General features: G+C 38.9%; 20 protein-coding genes. 8 read left to right on the top strand and 12 right to left on the bottom strand.

Annotated elements, in window-relative coordinates; translation table 11 throughout:
• Window positions 1-18 precede the first annotated feature (18 nt).
• Complete coding sequence (gene nfuA / locus H4J73_RS11990; protein WP_070375496.1) at window positions 19-597, bottom strand: Fe-S biogenesis protein NfuA; 579 nt, start codon at window positions 595-597, stop codon at window positions 19-21.
• A 244-nt stretch (window positions 598-841) separates the two neighbouring features.
• On the opposite strand from nfuA, the gene H4J73_RS11985 reads away from it, so the two are divergent.
• Window positions 842-3,418: a M14 family zinc carboxypeptidase gene (locus tag H4J73_RS11985; protein WP_182223744.1), complete on the top strand. Its 2,577-nt coding sequence runs from the start codon at window positions 842-844 to the stop codon at window positions 3,416-3,418.
• 7 nt (window positions 3,419-3,425) lie between these two features.
• On the opposite strand, the gene H4J73_RS11980 is transcribed toward H4J73_RS11985, so the two are convergent.
• Window positions 3,426-4,235 carry a ComF family protein gene (locus H4J73_RS11980; RefSeq protein WP_182182237.1) on the bottom strand — a complete coding sequence of 270 codons (810 nt, stop codon included), beginning with the start codon at window positions 4,233-4,235 and terminating at the stop codon, window positions 3,426-3,428.
• Window positions 4,236-4,338: 103 nt separating this feature from the next.
• On the opposite strand from H4J73_RS11980, the gene bioH reads away from it, so the two are divergent.
• The 3 genes from bioH (at window position 4,339) to H4J73_RS11965 (ending at window position 6,575) form a co-directional block, all read left to right on the top strand.
• Entirely contained in the window at window positions 4,339-5,121 is a 783-nt protein-coding gene (bioH, locus tag H4J73_RS11975; protein WP_182182236.1) for a pimeloyl-ACP methyl ester esterase BioH, read from the top strand.
• Between the two features lie 140 nt (window positions 5,122-5,261).
• Window positions 5,262-5,576: a hypothetical protein gene (locus H4J73_RS11970; protein ID WP_182182235.1), complete on the top strand. Its 315-nt coding sequence runs from the start codon at window positions 5,262-5,264 to the stop codon at window positions 5,574-5,576.
• A 3-nt stretch (window positions 5,577-5,579) separates the two neighbouring features.
• A complete protein-coding gene (locus tag H4J73_RS11965) occupies window positions 5,580-6,575 on the top strand; it encodes a putative metalloprotease CJM1_0395 family protein (RefSeq protein WP_182182234.1) in 996 nt (331 codons plus the stop codon).
• Between the two features lie 84 nt (window positions 6,576-6,659).
• On the opposite strand, the gene pyrE is transcribed toward H4J73_RS11965, so the two are convergent.
• The gene (gene pyrE / locus H4J73_RS11960; RefSeq protein ID WP_182182233.1) at window positions 6,660-7,313 is read right to left on the bottom strand and encodes an orotate phosphoribosyltransferase; all 654 of its coding nucleotides are present in this window, start codon (window positions 7,311-7,313) and stop codon (window positions 6,660-6,662) included.
• Window positions 7,314-7,340: 27 nt separating this feature from the next.
• On the bottom strand, window positions 7,341-8,054 hold the full coding sequence (gene rph, locus H4J73_RS11955; RefSeq protein ID WP_182182232.1) for a ribonuclease PH: 714 nt from the start codon (window positions 8,052-8,054) through the stop codon (window positions 7,341-7,343).
• Between the two features lie 153 nt (window positions 8,055-8,207).
• Between rph and H4J73_RS11950 the strand changes: the two genes are divergently transcribed.
• The 4 genes from H4J73_RS11950 to H4J73_RS11935 all read left to right on the top strand — a co-directional run bounded on the left by H4J73_RS11950 (window position 8,208) and on the right by H4J73_RS11935 (window position 11,956).
• Window positions 8,208-8,708: a thioredoxin family protein gene (locus H4J73_RS11950; protein ID WP_182182231.1), complete on the top strand. Its 501-nt coding sequence runs from the start codon at window positions 8,208-8,210 to the stop codon at window positions 8,706-8,708.
• On the top strand, window positions 8,709-9,428 hold the full coding sequence (locus H4J73_RS11945; protein WP_182182230.1) for a gluconate 2-dehydrogenase subunit 3 family protein: 720 nt from the start codon (window positions 8,709-8,711) through the stop codon (window positions 9,426-9,428). It begins immediately after the preceding gene.
• On the top strand, window positions 9,425-11,134 hold the full coding sequence (locus H4J73_RS11940; RefSeq protein ID WP_182182229.1) for a GMC family oxidoreductase: 1,710 nt from the start codon (window positions 9,425-9,427) through the stop codon (window positions 11,132-11,134). Before H4J73_RS11945 ends, H4J73_RS11940 begins: the two co-directional genes overlap by 4 nt.
• Window positions 11,135-11,350: 216 nt before the next feature.
• Window positions 11,351-11,956 carry an HAD family hydrolase gene (locus H4J73_RS11935; RefSeq protein ID WP_259366529.1) on the top strand — a complete coding sequence of 202 codons (606 nt, stop codon included), beginning with the start codon at window positions 11,351-11,353 and terminating at the stop codon, window positions 11,954-11,956.
• 52 nt (window positions 11,957-12,008) lie between these two features.
• On the opposite strand, the gene H4J73_RS11930 is transcribed toward H4J73_RS11935, so the two are convergent.
• From H4J73_RS11930 to H4J73_RS11895, 8 genes are all read right to left on the bottom strand, one after another.
• Window positions 12,009-12,674, bottom strand: coding sequence for a YceH family protein (locus H4J73_RS11930; protein WP_182182228.1), 666 nt, complete (start codon window positions 12,672-12,674; stop codon window positions 12,009-12,011).
• 277 nt (window positions 12,675-12,951) lie between these two features.
• Window positions 12,952-13,446 (bottom strand): preprotein translocase subunit SecB, encoded by a 495-nt coding sequence (locus H4J73_RS11925; RefSeq protein ID WP_182223743.1) that lies wholly within the window; start codon window positions 13,444-13,446, stop codon window positions 12,952-12,954.
• Window positions 13,443-13,994, bottom strand: a complete 552-nt coding sequence (locus H4J73_RS11920; RefSeq protein WP_182223742.1) for a type II toxin-antitoxin system MqsA family antitoxin — start codon at window positions 13,992-13,994, stop codon at window positions 13,443-13,445. Before H4J73_RS11920 ends, H4J73_RS11925 begins: the two co-directional genes overlap by 4 nt.
• Before the next feature lie 2 nt (window positions 13,995-13,996).
• Window positions 13,997-14,437 carry a hypothetical protein gene (locus H4J73_RS11915; RefSeq protein ID WP_182223741.1) on the bottom strand — a complete coding sequence of 147 codons (441 nt, stop codon included), beginning with the start codon at window positions 14,435-14,437 and terminating at the stop codon, window positions 13,997-13,999.
• An 81-nt stretch (window positions 14,438-14,518) separates the two neighbouring features.
• Window positions 14,519-16,270: a restriction endonuclease subunit S gene (locus H4J73_RS11910; RefSeq protein WP_182223740.1), complete on the bottom strand. Its 1,752-nt coding sequence runs from the start codon at window positions 16,268-16,270 to the stop codon at window positions 14,519-14,521.
• Between the two features lie 2 nt (window positions 16,271-16,272).
• Window positions 16,273-17,781: a type I restriction-modification system subunit M gene (locus H4J73_RS11905; protein ID WP_182223739.1), complete on the bottom strand. Its 1,509-nt coding sequence runs from the start codon at window positions 17,779-17,781 to the stop codon at window positions 16,273-16,275.
• 79 nt (window positions 17,782-17,860) lie between these two features.
• Complete coding sequence (gene hsdR / locus H4J73_RS11900; RefSeq protein WP_220460675.1) at window positions 17,861-20,305, bottom strand: EcoAI/FtnUII family type I restriction enzme subunit R; 2,445 nt, start codon at window positions 20,303-20,305, stop codon at window positions 17,861-17,863.
• Between the two features lie 223 nt (window positions 20,306-20,528).
• Window positions 20,529-20,954 (bottom strand): hypothetical protein, encoded by a 426-nt coding sequence (locus tag H4J73_RS11895; RefSeq protein ID WP_182223737.1) that lies wholly within the window; start codon window positions 20,952-20,954, stop codon window positions 20,529-20,531.
• Window positions 20,955-21,007 lie beyond the last annotated feature (53 nt).

Raw genomic sequence — 21,007 nt, 5'->3', positions numbered from 1 at the left:
GGTTAACGAACCAATAACTTAATAGTAAGAATGATCACCACGTTCGTGTTCAGTCATATCACGAACACCTTTTATCTCACCTGCCATTGTTTCGAGAAGTTGTTTTTCGATACCATCTTTTACAGTGACATCAATTTGACTACAACCATTACAGCCACCACCAAATTGTAGAATAGCGAAACCGTCGTCAGTAATTTCCATTAACGTACACTCACCACCATGGCCAGCTAACTGTGGATTAACTTCTGCTTTTAAGAAGTAGTCAACACGTTCGAATAATGGCGCATCGTCATTTACTTTTCTTAATTTAGCATTTGGCGCTTTTAAGGTTAGTTGTGAACCCATTTGATCTGTGGTGAAATCTATTTCAGCATCTTCTAAGTACAGCTTACTGTCACCGTCAATATAAGCAGAGAAGTGTTCGAATTTCATTTCAATATCTTCAGGTTCTATCGCGTCAGCTGGGCAGTAAGACACGCCACACTCTGCACTAGCAGTACCTGGATTAACAACAAATACACGGATACTTGTGCCCTCTGCTTGTTGTTCTAATAATTTAGCGAAATGCGATTGTGCTGTTTCGGAAATATTGATCATCACGGTTATTACTCTCTTACACTTGTTACCAAAATTTCTCTAAAGTTTCTCACGGACCGTAGAGATTGAAAATATTAATACCTGACTAATTTAGTCAGGTATTAATATTTTACGCTGTTATCTACTCATACGCTAGTGAAATTACAGTTAATTAAAGTAAGAATGTGAGAAAAAAAGACAGTTATTCTGGTGTGTTTCTATAGACTTTGGTATTTTATCGCTATTGAATTCAAGGATATCACTTATGTTACCACGATTGTTTTTAGCCGTTTTGGTTGGCTTTTTTGCTTTATCTTCATCGAGTCAGGCGGCAAAAGTCACTGATTACTTGCCCACTGGTCACCCATACAACCAAGCGATTCCTAAACCTGAAAGCACATTAGGCTTCGGTATTGGTGAGCGACATGCCCGTCATGATCAACTGTTAAACTATATGAAAGCATTAGCAAGTAGTTCACAGCGGATAAAATTAACAGGTATTGGCCAAACTCAAGAGTTGCGCCAACAAGTATTACTGACGATTTCTTCTAAAAATAATTTAGCTAATTTGAATGAGATATTAGCGAAAAGATCACAAGATAATGACGCTGAAGATCCCACACTACCTTTGGTTATCTGGCTTGGGTACAGTGTGCACGGTGACGAAATTAGTGGAGCCAATGCCGCTATGGTGGTGGCGTATCATTTAGCCGCGAGTGAAAATACCGACATAATTAACATGTTAGAGAATACCTTAATCGTGCTTGAACCTAGTATTAATCCTGATGGCATGGACAGATTTGTACAATGGGTGAATATGCACCGTGGTAGTACACCCAATGCAGATCAAAACCATATTGAACACCATCAAGGTTGGCTCACAGGCCGTACTAATCACTTTGGTTTTGATCTTAATCGTGACTGGTTACTGTTGGCACAAAAAGAAAGTCAAAATAGATTAGCGTACTTTCATCAATATCAGCCAAATGTATTAGGTGACTTTCATGAGATGGGCGCCAATGGCAGTTATTTTTTTCAGCCAGGTATTCCAACGCGAACTCACCCGTTAACATCAACCGCTAATACTGAATTGACACAACTTTTGGCGACTTACCATGCCGCAGCCCTAGACAATGATAACCGACTTTATTATAGCCAAGAGAACTTTGATGATTTTTATTACGGTAAAGGTTCTACTTACCCTGACATTAACGGTGGTATAGGTATTTTGTTTGAACAAGCAAGTAGTCGAGGTATGCAACAAAATAGTGATAATGGTTTGTTAACGTTTGAGTTTGGTATTCAAAATCACGTGTTAACGTCTCTTTCTACTATTGAGGGAGCATGGAAAAATAAAGATAAATTATTTAATTATCGTGAAAATTTTTATAAAGAGTCAGAAGAGCTCGCAGATAAAGAAAACTTCAGTGGCTATTTATTACACGAGGCGCATGACTCTTATCGTTTAAATGTATTGCTTGATAAATTAAAACAACATCAAATCAAGGTCTATCCACTCACCGAAGATTTCCGTTTGGCGGGCGTTATTTATACAAAAGAGCATAGTTTTTATCTGCCCTTAGAGCAACGCCAATACCGAGTCATTAAAGCCCTTTTTTCTCAACAGACCCAGTTTGAAGATAATACTTTTTATGATGTTTCAGGCTGGACAATGCCGTTAGCAATGGACATAGATTTCTATCGGGTTGGCCGTACATGGGGACTAAAACTAGCAGATAATGCTTGGGACAGCCCTGCAAAAATTGCCGAAAAAAGTACGGTTGCACCTAAGGCGTATGCTTATGCATTTGAATGGCATCATTTTTTAGCACCTAAATTACTTAATGAACTACTTAATAAAGGTATTAAGGCAAAAGTTGCGACAAAATCTTTTTCATCAAGATTAAAAATTAACGCCAAGGTAACTAATAAAGATTATGCTCGTGGCAGTATTATTATTCCTGCTGGCATACAAGTACAAAAAAACTGGCGTGATATTGTTAAGCAAAGTAGTCAAAAAATAGATATTCCTCTTGATAGTTTGCATACGGGGTTAACGGTTAAAGGGATAGATATAGGCAGTGGTTCGTTTCAATTGTTAGAACCGGTAAAACTTTTAATGGTTGGCGGTAAGGGCGTCTCACAGTACGAAAGTGCAGAAATCTTATTTTATCTTGACGATACGTTATCAATACCTGTCACTGTGGTTGAACAACAACGATTATCAAAAATCGATTTAAGTGTTTATAGCCATATTATTATGGTCGATGGAAAATATGATGCATTAAGTGAAAATGATGCAGATAAAATAGGTGCATGGATAAAGAACGGTGGCGTTATTTATGCGCAGAAGCGTGGCGCAAAATTTTTGTCAGAATATGAATTACTCACGATGAAATTTGTAGCTAAAGATGAAATTAATCAGTTGTTTGATATGGATAATTTACAATACCAAGATAAAGAAATACTGGCTGGACGCAAACGCATCGCCGGTGCTATTTTTGAATCAGGGCTCGATACGTCTCATCCGCTGGCTTATGGTTATACTGACAGCCGTTTGCCATTATTTCGCAATAGTACGTTAATCATGCAGCATAGTTCAAAACCTTTTATTGCCGTTGCTAATTATAGTGCACGGCCTTTAATCAGTGGTTATGCCGATAAAAATATGGTGAATCGGGTAGCCAACACTTCTGCTATTGTTGCCCATAATTATGGAAAAGGACGGGTAATTGCCAGTACCGATAATCTGGCATTTCGTGGCTATTGGTTAGGTAGTGCAAAAATCATAGCGAACAGTTTATTTTTTGCAAAAGCATTTAGTACTCCCGTTTCCTATTAATAAGAATTTATTGAGGTTGAATTTTATTTGCAGGTAATGATAGACAAAGGCTTATCACAGTAATTTTTTGAACACCATGAGCTTTAAGTAAACGGCAAATTTCATTACAGGTAGAGCCCGTTGTTACCACATCATCAAGCAGTAAAATGTGTTCAGGCAGATGGCGACGTTTATTATTATTGACTAAATAATCGCTTGAAAGCTCGAAGGCAAGGCGTAGATTTTTACGCCTTGTAACGCCTGTTTGGCCCGCTTGGCTTATGTTATTATTTATCCGTTTCAAGGCATTTGGAAAATATGCCATCTTAGCTTTACGAGCAAAATTTTCCGCGAGTAAATGTGCTTGATTAAAACCACGGTCTTGCCACTTTTTAATATGAATGGGCACAGATAATAATACAGTTGGAGGAATGAAACCTTCAGCGACTTCATTTTTATCCTCCAGCATACTTTTCCATTGTTTAAATAACAAAGAGCCTAGTAAATTAACCAATTCAAAACGCCCGTGATATTTCAGCTGTCTTACCCATAAATCAATAGGCCATTGATAAGGTGAAACAGTAATTAATTGATTGAACATTCTTTTGGGCAATAAACGATTGACCTCTGGCCATGTTAATAAATCTCCATGTAATTTTTTTAAGTCAAACAGTGGTAAATCAGCTAAACAAAAATCACAAATAATCGCTTGGCTTTGGCACTCTCCACCACATAAGTCACAACAACTTAATTGTGTTTTAATCGATTTAAATCTCGCAATAAAACACAGTGATTTTTGTTTTATTGCGCGTAAAAATTTTTCTTGGTTAAATTCCATTTATTAAATTCCATTTATTAAATTCCATTTATTAAATCCATTGAGTAAACTGTCGCTAACTTTTGTTTACTAAAAATTAACGGTAACTCCATTGACTATGAGCATGGCAGAAACTTTAAAAATATCGAGCCAAGGAAGTGGGCTCCCACTCGTTTTTATTCATGGTTGGGGAGTAAACTCAGGGGTCTGGCAACCCAGTGTTGAAATATTAAAAAAAAAATTTGAAGTGATCACTGTTGATTTACCTGGTTTTGGCATGAATGTAGAGCATTCATTATCACCTTACACATTAGCGCAAGCCGCTACATTGATTCAGCAAGCTGTTGCAAAACCTGCCATCTATATCGGTTGGTCATTAGGTGGCTTAGTTGCAAGTGAAATAGCATTAAATTTTCCGGCTAAAGTGAAGGCGCTAGTGACTGTTGCAAGCTCACCGTGTTTTGTTGAACAAGAAAACTGGTTGGGAATTAAACCTAACGTACTAACGTTATTTCATAGCCAATTGGCGGAAGATACAGCCAAGACTATTAATAATTTTCTAAAAATTCAATCAATGGGCAGCCCACATTTGCGCGATGATATTAAGTTACTACGCACGCTTGTAATGCAATTTCCACTGCCAACAAAAATAACGTTAGATGAGTCATTAAAATTACTTAAAACAGTAGATCATCGCGACGAACTTATTAAAATATCAATGCCATTTCTGCGTTTATACGGCAAACTTGATGGTTTAGTGCCACGAAAAGCAATTGAACTCATTAGCACATTAGCACCTAAAAGTGATGTTGTTATTTTTGAAAAAGCGTCGCATGCTCCTTTTATTTCGCACCCTGAAGAATTTCATCAAACATTAATTTCTTGGCTATACCCTTTGTTTGATTGATTTTACAGAGAATTTCTTCCTTTACTTTTTAGTCGTTTTGTATGATAATTAAACAAATGCATATCAAGATTCAACAGTGAAATTTAGTTATTCATTATCTGTTCATTGGTATTCTGTTTATTGATATAGAGGAGTCTGTTATGGAAATACAATCAGCATTTACAAGTGGTGTACAAGGTTTTCAAAAAGCGCAAGGCGATGCAACTCAAGCTTCTGCCGATATTGCGGCTAATTTAGCGGTTAGTCCTGAAGACTTTGGTATTGGGCAAGAAAATAACACTGATAGCAGTGAAAACGCTAATACAACAGAAAAAAAAGCCAGTTCAGCAGAAGCACCTGACCTTAACAAAGCGAGTGTCGATTTAAAAATTGCTGAGTTTCAAGCTAAAGCATCTGCTAATGTTATACAGACTGCCGATGAAACGTTAGGTACGTTATTAGACGTTCGAGTTTAAATTATGAATATCACGCCGCAAACACATACATTGTCTATCCCTACTGCAGTCAATCTGCAAACGGATAACTTGCGTCGTGAAAATAACATACGTGAAGTTATTGCAAAGCCAGCGGCTTCAAATCAGTCAGCCGCTGAGAAAGGTGTGGCATCTGATAAAGAAAGAGGCAGATCGTCTGCACAAAATAATGAAACGGTTAATTTTGAAAACATCCGTAAGCAAGCGGAACTAAAAGCCAAAACGATTAATAGTGGTGGTGAACGTCAAAATGATTCTTCTGACGAGCAATCAGCAGCGCAAAAGTATTTAACCAACGAGTTAGTGGCTGAAACAGAAAACGAAGATAATCAATCAACAGAAAAATCTCCTGACGTTAATGGCTCTCCCGCTCTTAATAGTTCTGAAGCTCTTGCAGAGCAGAAAGTGATAAATGAGCTTCAATTACGTGATCAAGAAGTGCGTTCTCATGAATTAGCGCATGCTTCTGTTGGTGGAGCATCAACAGGCGTTCCTTCATACAGTTTTGAAACCGGTCCTGATGGCAAAAAATATGCTGTTGGTGGTGAAGTTTCCGTCGATCTTTCTAGAATAGATGGTAACCCCCGTGCAACTATTGCCAAAATGCAAAAAGTACATGCGGCGGCTTTAGCACCAGCTAATCCTTCAACTCAAGATAATCGTGTGGCCGCATCAGCATCAAAAATAATATTACAAGCACAGTCAGAACTTGCCGCAGTTAGTTTAGATGATCCCGCAAAAGCTAAAGACTTAAATGTATTAATTAAAACAAAGGATGTTTTTGCTAAAGAAGAAAATAAAAAATCAGAAGACATTGATTTCGATACACTCGTTAATCGCACATTAGACGCTCAAGAACAAATAGTACCTAGTCGCGATGTTGCTGTTGATGAAAGGTCATTGCGGATCGAAAGTTTTTATTTGGGTATCAATCAAGCTTATGAAAAAGCACCAAGCTTTCATTTCCAGTTAACTGCATAACGTTTTAAGTTATTAACATACAAATAAAAACGCCTCATTATAATTAAATAATGAGGCGTTTTTTGTTCATCTGTATCTGTAAAACTAAATACCGTAACTTTCACGGTATTGATTAATATTCGCTAAACTTGTCACTAACTCTGGTTGCGAAGCAATGTTCTCTTCAAGGTAGGTTACAACATCAGCTAAGGTAACAATTGCAATAACTTGTGTGTCAAAATCACGTTCGACTTCTTGAATCGCAGATAATTCACCTTGACCTTTTTCTTGGCGGTCAAGAGCGATCAATACACCGGATAATTCAGCACCATGCGCTTTAATGATTTCCATTGATTCACGAATCGCTGTACCTGCAGTAATAACGTCGTCAACCAACATTATTTTACCTTGCAGGGGCGAACCGACAAGGCTACCACCTTCACCATGAGTTTTAGCCTCTTTACGGTTAAAGCAATAAGGTATATCCATATCGTGATGATCAGCTAATGCTACGGCAGTAGTGGTTGCAATGGGAATACCTTTATAAGCGGGGCCAAAAAGTAAATCAAAGGCGATGTTTGAATCAGCAAGTGCTTGTGCGTAGAAACGACCTAAGCGTGCTAAATCTCTCCCCGTGTTAAATAAACCGGCATTAAAAAAATAGGGGCTGGTACGGCCTGACTTTAAAGTGAATTCACCAAAGCGTAATACTTGTTTCGCTAGAGCAAATTCAATAAATTCACGTTGATAGTTTTTCATCTTTATTCCCACCTAAAATAAGAGTATTTAGTTAAGTGCTAACTTTTGTAAGTCAAACAACTCATTAATGCTGTCTTTTGCTAATGCCAGCATGCTGTGCATTTCATCGAAGCTAAAGGGGGCTTCCTCTGCCGTTCCTTGAATTTCTATCAATTTGCCAGTGTCTGTCATGACGACATTCATATCAGTATCAGCGGCAGAATCTTCAGGGTAATCAAGATCAGAAACGGGTTCACCTTTATAAATACCAACAGAAACAGCGGCTATCATATGTTTTAACGGATTAGTTTTTATAATATCTTTAGCACGCATATAGTTCAAAGCATCAACTAATGCGATACAAGCACCCGTAATTGAAGCAGTACGTGTACCGCCATCAGCTTGTATAACATCACAATCAACGCTAATAGTATTTTCACCTAGGGCTTTTAAATCAACAGCAGCGCGCAATGCACGAGCGATTAAACGCGAAATTTCTAAGGTACGACCACTTTGCTTGCCGTTAGCTGCTTCTCTGCGCATACGAGTATGAGTAGAGCGAGGTAACATGCCGTATTCTGCAGTGATCCAACCTTTACCTTGTCCTTTTAAAAAGCGCGGTACCCCGACTTCTACTGAGGCAGTACAAATAACTTTTGTGTCGCCAAATTCAATCAATACTGAACCTTCAGCGTGAGTCGTAAATTGACGAGTAATAGTTACAGGACGTATTTGACCTGGAGTTCTTCCGCTTGGACGCATGTTAATATACCTGTGATAAAATAATTGTTGCGTATTATAATCGTTCAGCACCAAATTTGACATAATGACGTGAAAACAATTTGAAATATAGTTAATCTAACTAAGGTCTAATTAGAAGAGTTTTACACGATCCTATTTTTATTGAGTCTATTTATGAAATTTTCTTCTCGTTTACTCATGAGCTTTTGTCTCTCTTTTTTACTAATAACAACGGCTTCAGCCATCAGTACCAATGACTTACCTAAGTACAGTAAAGTCTATGATGAAAAAAGTGACCCTTTTAAAGACGCGAATGCTGCAATAACATTAGCTAAAGAAACTCAACGCAATGTGCTGATTGAAATTGGTGGCAACTGGTGTGGCTGGTGTAAAAAGATGGATGATTTTTTAGAGAATAATCCGGATGTTTACCAAAAACTTCATCGTGAATTTGTACTATTAAAAGTAAGTGTTAGCGATAGTAATGAAAATGAAGGGTTTATGAAGTCTCTTCCCCCAGTTTTAGGTTATCCTCATATGTATGTTTCAACGAGTAGCGGTAAAATGATCTTGTCAAAAGATACCGCTGAGTTACTCGATGGCGAACAGTATTCTAAAGAACAGTGGTTAGCATTTCTGAATAAATGGCAAAGCAATGCGATAAAGGATAAATAAATGTCAGAGTCAGCATTAAATAAAGTGAGCAGTTTTTTTGATAAAAACTATCAAACACCTACTTGGTTGTCACATAAGTTTTCCCGCCGTAAATTATTGAAATCAGCGGCTGGAGCCACCGCAATATCTGCGCTTCCTGCTTTAGCATTTAGTCAAAATGAAAAAGAAAAATTGTTTGAAACTTTGCAGGCAGAACCTTGGTTAACCTTAAATGCTGTGCTTGATCATCTCTTGCCAGAATCGAGTAATGGTCCAAGTGCGAAAGAGTTACAAGTCGTTATTTATTTATATAATGTTGTCTATCAGCAACCGACTGAAAAAAATGAAATTGACTTTATTTTTAAAGGTGTCGGTTGGTTAAATGGCTACACGCAAAACCAATTACAAAAAACGTTTACTGAATTAGGCAAAGCCGAAAAAGAAACTATGTTACGAGGTATTAGCGGCTCGAGAGCGGGAGAAAACTGGCTCAATAACTTACTGGGTTATATTTTTGAAGCAATGTTATCGCCACCTACTTATGGCGGCAATCCAAAAGGGATCGGTTGGCAATGGTTAGAACACCAAGCGGGCTTCCCATTACCTAATGCAGGCGGTCGTTACTTTGAATTACCTAAACGTTCAGTCGTTAGCGACAACAGTGATAGCAACATTATTCAATCAAAAGATCTGTTAGCAAATAAAAAGTTGCCGACAGTTAAAGGAAGTAACAAGGCATGAGTTTTGATATTTGCATAGTTGGTAGTGGGGCCGGAGCTTCGCCTGTTGCTTATACATTAGCCAAAGCAGGCGCTAAGGTATTAATACTGGAAAAAGGGCCATGGTTAACAGAGAAAGAATTTTTCAAAGATGAATTAGCGATCAGTTTACGTGATTCATATAATCCGAAACTTATCGATGAACAGCACGTTATCGAAGAAGAATACGAAACTGATAGCGGAGAAAGTTACTGGCAGGGCGAGCCAACAAGTGAATCGGGTTGGAGCTTCTGGAACGGAAATGTTGTGGGTGGTTCATCTAACTTTATGAGTGGCTATTTTCATCGTTTAAAACCAGTAGATTTTAAATTAAAATCTACTTTTGGTGAAATTGAAGGTGCTAACATTGTTGACTGGCCTATTAGTTATGATGATTTGGAACCTTTTTATGCTCAAGTAGAGCGGGAAGTTGGCGTTTCTGGGAGGACTGTTGCACATCCTCACCAAGAACCACGCTCAACGGTATTTCCTTACCCGCCATTAGTTGACCATCAAGTGTCAGGGTGGATAGACAAAGCGGCAAAAAATATTGGCTATCATTCGATGCCCGTACCTCGTGCAATATTATCAACACCTGCGATGGGCCGCAAAAGCTGTGAATATTCAGGTTATTGCAGTAGTTATGGCTGCTCAACAGGCGCAAAAGGCAGTGGTCGAGCGGCTTTGCTAAACCATGCAGTGACCACTGGAAACTTGACTATTAAAGCGAATGCTAAGGTTTATCATATAGCGAGTGATGACAAAGGTGAAATTTCTGCTATTCATTACTACGACTCACAAGGTCGCGAGAAAAAAGCAACGGCAAAAATTTATGTTGTTGCTTGCCAAGCGGTAGAAACGTCACGTTTATTACTGGCTTCTACAGGGAAGAAATTTCCACAAGGTTTAGCGAACAATAGCGGACAAGTTGGTAAGAACTTAGTGTTTAGTGGCGGAGGTACAGGGAAGGGAGACTTTTTGTTCGCTGATTTAACAACTGAAAAGCAAGCACAATTAAAGCAAGTAGGCCCTTTTATCAATCGTGCCTTGCAAGACTGGTATCAAATTGACGATAAAAGTTTTTCTGGAGCGAACTCGCAAGGTAAAGCGAAAGGCGGCACTATTGATTTTCTCTTCTATCAAAACCCTATTGCCCGTGCACAAGGGCAACAATTCAATGACGAAAGTGAGTTAGTGTGGGGCGAACAATTACAGAAAAATTTAAAAGAAGAATTTACCACCTATAAAACGTTACGTTTTGAAGTGTTTAATGACTGGTTACCTACCGACGATTGTTTTGTCAGTTTAGACACGGAAGTCACCGATAAATGGGGGCAAGCGGTTGCTAAGGTAAGGATCGGCGCGCATCAACATGACATGGTGGTTGGAGAATACTTAGCCGATAAGGGCGAGAAGTTACTTGCAAGTATGGGGGCAAAAAATGTGACTAGCTCAGTAAGCAGCTACCCACCAACAAACTTAATGGCTGGAGGTTGCCGGTTCGGTCATGACCCTAAGACATCTGTATTGAATAAATACTGTCAAGCTCATGAAGTTGATAATTTATATGTAACGGATGGTTCATTTATGCCAACAGGCGGTAGCGTACCCTATACGTTTACTATTTATGCCAATGCCTTTCGCGTAGCCGAGCATATTAAAGAACGTTGGCAAGCATCTGTTACTTAATGATACGCGCAGTGAAAAAATATGGCCGGCATTAGCCCATAACCGTGTGTGTTTTTTGATGCTAACTAGTAAGGAGCTTTTCAACTTCTAATCGATGAATTTGATCTGAATGCGCTATTTTCACGTATTAGTTGTCAGGTATAATAAATTGCTAATCACAGTGAATCTTATAATTTTACTTTATTAGTGTGTCAGATAAATAGGAGTAATACAGTATTGTTAGCACATAAACTTATGGGGGTTATATTTGATCTCGACAATACCTTGGTATCTTCATCTTTAGATTTTGACAGCATAAGAGCATCTTTAGGTTGTCCAAAAAATATTGATTTATTAGATTTTGTTGCTGCCTTACCCGGAAGTCAACAAGTTGATGCTAATGAACTATTAGTTGAGTATGAAATCAACGATGCGGTGGGGGCAAAAAAGCTGGCGGGCACCGAGCAAATTTTAACCTTATTGGCTGAATTGTCTTTGCCATGTGCTATTGTTACGCGAAATTGTCGTCAAGCAGCGACTATAAAAATTGAAAATAATAATATTGATATTGAGATATTATTAACCCGAGAAGATCACAAAGCTAAACCTGCACCTGATGCATTATTACATTTAGCCGAGTTGTGGCAGTTAGCCCCTGAAAACTTATTATACGTTGGTGATTATTTATATGATCTGCAAGCAGCAAAAAATGCTAACACCATGTCTTGTCTTATCAATTATGGTAAAACAGCGAGTTATCAGAAGTTAGCAGATGTTGTTGTGCGTGATCTCAATGAATTAAGCGCGACAATTAAGCATGTATCTATGGTTGAACGTGTATAGTGGAATTATCTGCCCTGTATATTTTAGTACTGCTTGGGTATTAAATCGATAATTACTTATTTTCAAGTAAATCTGTTAAGTGGGATAGTTGTTCGCTCAACACAGCCACTTGTTTTTCTAATGTTACAACTCTTTGCGCAAGTGATGACTTGTTATTAGGCGAAGACTCACCAGTTTGCACCGTATTAACAGTCATTAAATCGAATTCACTGGTGCCTGAGAATAAATGAACATAGCGGGCTTCTCGCTTCCCTGGTTCTCGTCCTAACTTTTTAATTAAGGTTTGATTACTGAAGTCTTGTAACTGCTGTAAAGCCGTTTCAATTTCACTAACATCTGTAAATTCAGCCAAGCGATTTGTACGGGTTCTTAACTCTCCAGGGGTTTGAGGGCCTCTTAGCAATAACACGCAAATAATGGCTCTTTGCTGTGGTGTAAACTTTAAATTACCAAACTCAGTATCACAGAAACGATGAAAATATTTATTTACTCGCGCAGAAGCTTTGTGATCTAACATTAATAGATTCATTTCAACCAGTTCATCGACTAAGTTTTGCACATCACTTTCAGAAAATGATGTTACTGGTTCACGGTTACTTTTTTGATTACAGCCTATGGTTATAGCGTTTAAAGAGAGTGGATACTGCTCAGGTGTTGTTGTTTCTTTTTCAAGCATTACGCCAATAACACGGCATTGGTCGGCGGATAGAGTGATCATTTTAAAGCTCTCTGATTAAGTTTCTACTGAAGTTATATCAAGCAAGCTCTGCTTTTACCATATTAAGCTATTTAACTGCCGATAAAAAAGCCATCGTTAAGTGGCTTTTGAAATGATGAAGTTGCTTTAAAGGCTATTCAATGTTCGCGATCTGCTTATTGTTTGTTTTCAATAAAAGCCATGAAAATAAAAGGGTTGGTGTTTTTTTTTGTCGGTGTGGATGTTTAACCCACCGATTTACCCACCAATTAGGGGTTAGTTAATAAAATCACAGGTTCTATTTTTCTTTGTGCTGATCATTTCTATTGCTGGCTAATTGCAGCGTCGGCATGATGATGCGTGGCATTTGCATTCTCTCACACTGAGAACTAACGAGCTCTCGCCAATAAGGCCAAACGTGGAAGCTAGCATTCTTCAGGGCAAATGCGTTTAAACAATCACTGTGTAATTCCTTCTTCATAAGGTACTCAACGACAAATTCAGCCTCAATAATTGCCTTTTGTTCACCTCCTCCTTCTTGTTCGGTAGCTTCAGTCCAGCGCATACCATATTCAACATGAACTCGAAAAACTTTGTCTGGCTCAGTTTCTGAACCATCAATGACCATTATTGATGATTTTGAAACTAGATGTTTATTTTGTTGAGTCAAGCTGTCAAAATTTTCAAAGTACTTAGGCTCAAAATCATCCGCACTATTCGCTATTAAGCTTTTAACGTAGACATCTCTTATTTCTAAGTTATCGATAGCCTCTCGCAAATTTTTGTTTGTCATGCGTATTTCCTTTCTTGATCGTTAAGATCAGGTAATGGAGTTACTGCTCTTAAATGTTTAACTGTTCTGCTGTTAGCTGCGACTATATTTGTCGTTGTTTCCCATAGAATACTAGGGTTACGGTTACTTAGTGTAACGTTAGCCTTTTTAGCTAATGACATAAGTACCTGTGGCATCTCTTTAGCTAGTCTGAGTAATTTGTCCATTGATTCAGCCTGAGCCACATCATTACTCTCATATTTAGAAAATGCTACCGGTCCGCCACCAAACATTCTTGCAGCTTCGTTTTGGTTGACTCCCCATTGATCTCTTAAATCACGCACCTGTTCGCCGCACAGCAAACCATCGGCTACTTTTTTTGCTGCAATATGCGCACGTTTGTTTTTACGCGAAATAACTTTATCAGCCTGTTCAGTACCACAAAAGTCACATTCATTGAAAAACAAAGGTGATGTAATCTCTTTACCTTTATACAGCGTAGTTTCTTGTTCAACCTGCTCGTGCAGTGTGCCTTCTTCACATAAAGGACATTGATTTATATTTTTCATAATTACTCCTGCTCATCAGATGAATGACAAGACACAATCAAAATTAACTTACCAGCTTTGCCAATTGCGAACTTGATATACCATTTTGTTTCAAGGTAGTCATACATGTATTCATTCCATTTACTTTCTATAACAGAATATGCATCACAAGCCGACCACGTATTACCTTTACCATGTTCGCACCATTGAGAATTTAGATAGTCGCCGCTATTAAGAGCAAGTTTTAATAGTTTAAGCACACCGTCGTCAATATCTAAGTCGTACTTTCTAATATGACTGTTTGCTCTTCTAGTCACTACATTAATGGAATCAGCACCAAGGTCATTAAGTATTTTCATAATTGACTCTTTGCAATACAAAGGGCCATCACTTATTTTTAAATCGTCATCACTATTTTGTGGTGGACTACCTGAGTATAGACTTAAATTTAGATTACTTACCATTATGGTAAGTTTCTTTTTTGTTTTGCATCATACTATCAATCCTTTTTTTGTCAACAACAGAGATTACAATAATCGCAACTATCATTTATTGCTTATCTCATTATCTAGTGCATTTTCAACAACCGCATCGGCGAGGTTTAGCTGTATGGTTTGGGCATCGCTTAGGCGGGTTTTGAGTTGTTCACACAAGGCCATCAGTTCATCGACTTTAGCGACGATGCGGTGTTGTTCGGCTAGTGGTGGAAGTTGAAGAATAAGCTCTGTAACATCTTCTCGAGACATTCCTGGTATTGCAATTCCTACGCCTCTATCCTGAAAGTAATCATATGAAGAATTTACAAGCAAATGTATGTAATCAATCTCTACAAAAATTGGCTGAATTGCCATTAACTGGCGGCTAATAGCGATTGTTTTATTTGCTCTATTTAATTTACCTAAGCCTGCACCTTTACATGTAATTAATATATCGCCACTTTTAGCGAGTGCTCTACGCTCGGTAGTATATTTTGAGTATTGAGGGTGTTTTTCACCAAATTCAGCAGGTCCTGTTATGTACGGCACACCCTTTTCTAACTCTATTTCGCTATATTCGCTTGGCTTAAGATGTTGACCGGAAACTAAGTTAATCAAATGACCCAAACGACACAGCTCCCAACCTCTCGGCAGTTCAAACGGCTTTTCTTCATCAGTAATCGCTGGTAATGGCTTTTGTTTTTTGATCTTTTTATCAGCGATAAGTTGGGCTTTTTCTTCTGCGATTTTTTCAAGTAGTACGCTTGCTGGTTCGTCACTTGGGTTTTGTGGCACGAGTTTGCCCATGACCGCTAGCTGTAAGATGGTTTGTTTAAGTTGCTCTATGCTATGTTCGGTGGTGAATAGTACGTCGAAGTGCTCGGCGATACGTTGCCAGCTTGTTAGGAAGTCATCTGCACTGTCACAATTTGTTAACCCCGCTAGCAGCACTTCCACCAAGGTTTGGTGCGCACTAAAGCTTTCCTCGGTTTGCTGCTCTAACTGATCACACAAGGCCATCAGTTCATCAACTTTGGCAACGATGCGGTGTTGTTCGGCTAGTGGTGGAATAGGAATAGTAATTAAAGCTAATGACTCTGAATTTAAGGTATTACCCATTATCGCTTTTTTAGTATTACCCGATAAAGCCCTACTAGGTAAAAAACGATAAATATATTCTTTAGACACTCCAGAGTATGGAACAACAGAAATTATCGCTTCATTATGATAAGCATCTAAGCCTAACATCGATATTTTACCGACGGTTAATTTAAAGCTCATGATAATAGTACCAGCTTTGACAGGTTCTCTTTTAAATGCTTCTTCAACAGCCTTTTTAGTAACCCTCTTAGCTGTACTTTCAACTACACGATAATGATGCATATCTGCAATACTTACCCAAGAAATATCATTATTAACATCATCTCCCCAATATTCTGAGTTTTTTGTTGAGGGTGTTTTACCTGGTGAATAATATGCTGTGTTAGGTAATCGTGCCCACTCCCAACCATTCGGTAGTTCAAACGGTTTTTCTGCATCGGTGATTGCTGGTAGTGGCTTTTGTTTTTTGATCTTTTTATCAACGATGAGTTGGGCTTTTTCTTCGGTGATTTTTTCAAGTAAAATGTTAGCAGGTTCATCATTAGCATCTTGCGACACTAATTTACCACGCACCGCCAATTCTAGAATCAATTCACGCAGTTTCTTAACGCCAGTTAATTCAATTTTTTTAGAGCTACCACGCCCAGTGGCATTGCGCTTTTTAATCGCGCTAGTCCAAACATCAATATTATTTGTAATTAGCTTATTAACATCAGTCATGATTACTTACCATCACTAGATTTTTCATTAGGCTCTTGATCAGAAAGTGCCGCAGACAAAATACCTTTAAGGTGATCACGCAATGCTTGAATATCATCCTGCTGCTTGGCGTAGTCGCTTAACAACTCTTGCTGATCATGACTGATCACTTCTCCAACATGGGGGTTTTTAATATCAAGATTGAAGTTACGGGCGATAATGTCTTCAATGCTTACCTGCCATACTTGTTCGTTCTCAACACGCGAAGCAAAGCCGTCGGCCTCGTTACCCCACCAGTCAATTTCGGTTTGGAACTCTTCAAACTTCATAGGTTTGGTTTTGTTGTAGTTTTTAACGCCTGCTGGGTATGGGTGCTCGTAGTACCAAACTTTTGTCGTTGGCTTGCCTTTGGTGAAGAACAATATGTTGGTTTTAATGCTGGTATACGGAGCGAATACGCCATTAGGTAAACGTACAATAGTGTGTAAATTACATTCTTCGGTTAATAGCTTTTTAATCTTGGTTTTAACGCCTTCACCAAATAAAGTGCCGTCGGGCAATACTACCGCCGCACGGCCACCCTGTTTTGCTGTAGTTGGCGACGCCAGCACTTCAATAATTAACTGTAAAAACAAATCTGCAGTTTCTCGGGTACGGGTTTCCGTAGGGAAGTTCTTTTCAATACCGTCTTCTTCCGTGCCGCCAAACGGTGGATTGGTAACAATAACGTCTAATTCTTCATCCCAGCTTGAAAGCGGTTTGTTTAGCGTATTGCCATGTTTAACTTGTACCGGTACTTCAATGCCGTGTAGTAGCATATTGGTAGTACAGAGTAAGTGCGGTAATTGTTTTTTCTCAACGCCGTGAATTTGCTTTTGTAATATTTGGTGATCAGCGGCAGTTTTTACATAGTTGTCCTTAACATGGTCAAACGAACACGCTAAAAAGCCACCCGTACCGCAGGCAGGGTCCATTATGCTTTCGCCCAACTTTGGATCAATACGGTTAACCATAAAACGGGTAACGGCGCGTGGCGTATAAAACTCGCCAGCATTGCCGGCGCTTTGTAAGTCTTTTAATATTTGCTCGTATAAATCACCAAACAGGTGACGCTCTTGTGAGTCGGTAAAATCAATTTCATTAAGCTTGTTGATCACTTGGCGCAATAGTGTGCCGTTTTTCATGTAATTAAAAGCATCGCTAAAGGCTTCACGTACAACATAACCACGTGGGTTAAGCTTTATGGGTGCGGTTAAGTTTTTAAGGTCGGTAAAGAGTTGGTCGTTAACAAATTCTAATAATTCGTCACCCGTTATGCCTTCATTGTCTTGTGCCCAGTTACGCCATAAATACTGCGTTGGTATGGGCTCTTGATAATCTTCAAGCTCAAACTCTAATGCTTCTTCTTGGGCATCAAATATTTTAAGGAAAAGTAACCAAGACATTTGCCCTAATCGTTGGGCATCACCGTCTACACCGGCATCTTTACGCATAATATCTTGTATGGACTTGATCACTGAACTGACTGACATATTGGACTCGACTTATACTTCGGATAATAAAATGCACCTATGATTGGCTCATGGTGCATTAAAAATTGTTTGTTTAAGGTTAACTGGCTTTATCGATTTTACTATGTTGATAAAGCGCTGTTTCTAAATCGGTTATGGCTTGATCATACCCTTTTCTGTTGCCAAAGGCTTGCTTTGCTATCTCCATTGGCTTGCCCATTTGATCGAACGGTTGAACTTTAAGCACATGTATACTTTCTATCTCGGTGACACCTGAGTCAGCGTACTTATCGAGTAAGGCATTAAGCACTGTTTGTGCTTGTTCTGAGTATTTAGTGAAGTAGTTACGCTTTTTAACATTGTTAGCACGCTCTTGTCGCGTTAATGGCGGCTGGTCAAAAGCGATATGACATATCAGGTCAAACGGGTCGAGTTCTTTGCTTATATCGTCCTCTAGTGCTTGCCAAATAACGCCTTCATTGGCTAATTCGTCAATAATGGTTTGTTTACGCTCAGCTGCATTCCACTTGCGGGTAAAGTCATCAAGTGAGGTAAATTGCTTTTGTATGGTTTTACGGGTGTAGTCTTTGAATGATTCGGTCACTAGTTTGCCGTCGGTGTCGTAATACTGGACACGCTCTGCCATCTTTTTAACCTTAACACCTGATACTTGGAATTTGATAAAGCGTTTTTCGTCTTCATCTTCGCCCCAGTCTGCATCAATTTCTCCATCATCTTGGTTAGCACCAGTATCGTAGTCTTGCTCTGGTTCGGTAACTGTATTATTAGCACCTTCACTTGTGTCTACTTGCTCATCACCTGTAAGTTCATCAATAAATGAGTCGTTTTCATCGTCAATAATATCTTCTGGTTTCGACACCATGACTTTAACGGCTTCGCCATCAAACTTCTCATCGGCGAACAGTTCAGTTGCTTTTTTGAAGTCGAGAATGGTAAACCAAAGTTTATTGTATCTGTCGTCAATACGAGTGCCGCGCCCAATGATTTGCTTGAACTTGGTCATCGATTGAATGTTTTGGTCAAGCACAACGAGCTTACAGGTTTTAGCATCAACACCTGTGCTCATTAATTCAGAGGTAGTGGCAATAACCGGATAAGCTTTTTTGGGGTTAATAAAATTGTCTAACTGTGCTTTGCCTATTTCATCATCACCGGTGATTTTCATCACGTACTTTTCGTTTTTAGCCACTTGTTTAGGGTTTAAGTTAACCAAGGCGCGGCGCATACGGTCAGCGTGATCTATATCGTTACAAAAGACGATGGTTTTCGCCATAGGGTCTGTACGTTCTAAATAACTGGTAATGGTTTGTGCCACCAGCGTTGTGCGTTCGTCGATGACTAAGGTGCGATCAAAATCTTTTTGGTTATAAATACGGTCATCAATGAGTTCACCTTGTTTATCAATTTGCCCTTTAGTGGGTCGCCAACCTTGTAAGTCAACATCAATATCAACTCGGACTACTTTATAGGGGGCTAAGAAGCCATCTTCAATACCTTCTTTGAGAGAATAGGTGTATACCGGCTCGCCAAAGTAGTCGATGTTCGATACTTCTTCGGTTTCTTTGGGTGTTGCGGTTAAGCCAACTTGAGTCGCTGCGCTAAAGTATTCTAGTATTTCACGCCATGCGCTGTCTTCACTTGCGCTGCCACGATGGCACTCGTCAATAATGATAAGGTCAAAGAAGTCTTTATCGACTTGTTTGTAAGCCTTTTGGCTTTCTTCTGGGCCAGTTAATGCTTGGTAAAGTGCAAGGTGTATTTCAAAAGCTGGGTCGACTGTTCGCTTGGTCACTTTGGTCATAGCTGAGCCAAAGGGTAAGAAGTCATTATTTTTTGATTGATCGACTAATATATTACGGTCGGCTAAAAAGAGAATGCGCTTTTTCTGGCGAGACTTCCATAAGCGCCAAATAATTTGAAAGGCGGTATAAGTTTTACCTGTGCCTGTAGCCATAACTAGTATGATACGGTTTTGTCCGTTAGATACGGCTTCAATGGTTTTATTAATGGCTTGTAACTGATAATAACGCGGCGCTTTGCCACTACCATCATCGTGATAGTCTGGTGTAATTAGCGGTAGCTGTGCTGCTGTAAAGCGGCGATAAGCGCAATACTTCTGCCAAAGTTGCTCAGGTGTTGGAAAGTCTGAAAGCTCTATGCGTGTTTCAAGTTGAGCAGGATTAGTTTTATCATGGAAGATAAAGCCATCGCCGTTTGAGGCAAAGATAAAGGGCACTTCAAGCAGGCGAGCGTAATCAAGCCCTTGCTGCATGCCCTTGCCTATTTCATGTTTATTGGCTTTAGCTTCAATAACAGCCAGAGGCATATTAGGTTTATGGTAAAGCACAATGTCAGCAGACTTAACGGTTTTACGTACACCGAGTTGACCACGAACGATAACTTTACCATCGCGTAATTTAACTTCTTGGCGTATTTGTTTCATCAAATTCCAACCAGCGCTTTGCACTGCGGGCATGATATATTTGGTGATTATGTCGGTTTCGGTGAGCTTCTTTTTGTCCATGATTATGCCTTGGTGATACTGCTTGTCCATTATGCAGTATACAAGGTGCGATAATTGTAACTTATTGTCAATAGAAATAGATGAAAGCTGCGTTAAATCAAGTGTTTGAGTAAGAAGATAAATAAAGTAAAAACAGTTAACGCCATGGCACGCTAAGATCAAAAATTTTGGATATTAACCACAATGGCGCTACAGAATAGTTTATTTAATATAAGAACTAAGATTAGGCATATTGGCTTTCAGTTTGCTTCTTAAAGTCCCTTAACGAAATTCTATCAATAATATTTGTATAAAACTTTCCGTTTTCGATACATATTTTATCAGTAGACATAACAAACTGCCGCGTGTTTTTTATCACCCACTTAGCTTCAGTACTTTTTACCTTATCTTTATCAATTATCGCTATAAACAACTCATAACCATCATTTAATACAAAGTTAAGTTGCTTCCTTCGTTCATTTTGCCCCAACCTTTCGTCACCATCTGTTTCTTCGAATATATATACGGATTTTTTTTGTATTTCGATATCCCAACACCTGAGTAAAACTTGCTTTTTCTCATGATTAACAGCCCCCCAACTCCAGTTTAAGTTTACAAGAGGGAATCCAACAAACTTAAATAAGTCTGTATTATTGTAGGTGATGGCCATAAATGAATGATCCTTAAGTAGAACGAGTGTTCGTACATTTATCAAATCAAAAT

The sequence above is a fragment of the Colwellia sp. MB3u-41 genome (assembly GCF_014076845.1).
Taxonomy (GTDB): Bacteria; Pseudomonadota; Gammaproteobacteria; order Enterobacterales; family Alteromonadaceae; genus Colwellia_A.
The sequence above is the reverse complement of the archived record's forward strand: the minus strand, read 5'-3'. Positions and strand labels throughout refer to the sequence as shown.

What these genes read in the sequence shown, in the direction of transcription:
- nfuA (WP_070375496.1), bottom strand. Translation starts at nt 597, where the DNA reads ATGATCAATATTTCCGAAACAGCACAATCGCATTTCGCTAAATTATTA.
- H4J73_RS11985 (WP_182223744.1), top strand. Translation starts at nt 842, where the DNA reads ATGTTACCACGATTGTTTTTAGCCGTTTTGGTTGGCTTTTTTGCTTTA.
- H4J73_RS11980 (WP_182182237.1), bottom strand. Translation starts at nt 4,235, where the DNA reads ATGGAATTTAACCAAGAAAAATTTTTACGCGCAATAAAACAAAAATCA.
- bioH (WP_182182236.1), top strand. Translation starts at nt 4,339, where the DNA reads ATGGCAGAAACTTTAAAAATATCGAGCCAAGGAAGTGGGCTCCCACTC.
- H4J73_RS11970 (WP_182182235.1), top strand. Translation starts at nt 5,262, where the DNA reads ATGGAAATACAATCAGCATTTACAAGTGGTGTACAAGGTTTTCAAAAA.
- H4J73_RS11965 (WP_182182234.1), top strand. Translation starts at nt 5,580, where the DNA reads ATGAATATCACGCCGCAAACACATACATTGTCTATCCCTACTGCAGTC.
- pyrE (WP_182182233.1), bottom strand. Translation starts at nt 7,313, where the DNA reads ATGAAAAACTATCAACGTGAATTTATTGAATTTGCTCTAGCGAAACAA.
- rph (WP_182182232.1), bottom strand. Translation starts at nt 8,054, where the DNA reads ATGCGTCCAAGCGGAAGAACTCCAGGTCAAATACGTCCTGTAACTATT.
- H4J73_RS11950 (WP_182182231.1), top strand. Translation starts at nt 8,208, where the DNA reads ATGAAATTTTCTTCTCGTTTACTCATGAGCTTTTGTCTCTCTTTTTTA.
- H4J73_RS11945 (WP_182182230.1), top strand. Translation starts at nt 8,709, where the DNA reads ATGTCAGAGTCAGCATTAAATAAAGTGAGCAGTTTTTTTGATAAAAAC.
- H4J73_RS11940 (WP_182182229.1), top strand. Translation starts at nt 9,425, where the DNA reads ATGAGTTTTGATATTTGCATAGTTGGTAGTGGGGCCGGAGCTTCGCCT.
- H4J73_RS11930 (WP_182182228.1), bottom strand. Translation starts at nt 12,674, where the DNA reads ATGATCACTCTATCCGCCGACCAATGCCGTGTTATTGGCGTAATGCTT.
- H4J73_RS11925 (WP_182223743.1), bottom strand. Translation starts at nt 13,446, where the DNA reads ATGACAAACAAAAATTTGCGAGAGGCTATCGATAACTTAGAAATAAGA.
- H4J73_RS11920 (WP_182223742.1), bottom strand. Translation starts at nt 13,994, where the DNA reads ATGAAAAATATAAATCAATGTCCTTTATGTGAAGAAGGCACACTGCAC.
- H4J73_RS11915 (WP_182223741.1), bottom strand. Translation starts at nt 14,437, where the DNA reads ATGGTAAGTAATCTAAATTTAAGTCTATACTCAGGTAGTCCACCACAA.
- H4J73_RS11910 (WP_182223740.1), bottom strand. Translation starts at nt 16,270, where the DNA reads ATGACTGATGTTAATAAGCTAATTACAAATAATATTGATGTTTGGACT.
- H4J73_RS11905 (WP_182223739.1), bottom strand. Translation starts at nt 17,781, where the DNA reads ATGTCAGTCAGTTCAGTGATCAAGTCCATACAAGATATTATGCGTAAA.
- hsdR (WP_220460675.1), bottom strand. Translation starts at nt 20,305, where the DNA reads ATGGACAAAAAGAAGCTCACCGAAACCGACATAATCACCAAATATATC.
- H4J73_RS11895 (WP_182223737.1), bottom strand. Translation starts at nt 20,954, where the DNA reads ATGGCCATCACCTACAATAATACAGACTTATTTAAGTTTGTTGGATTC.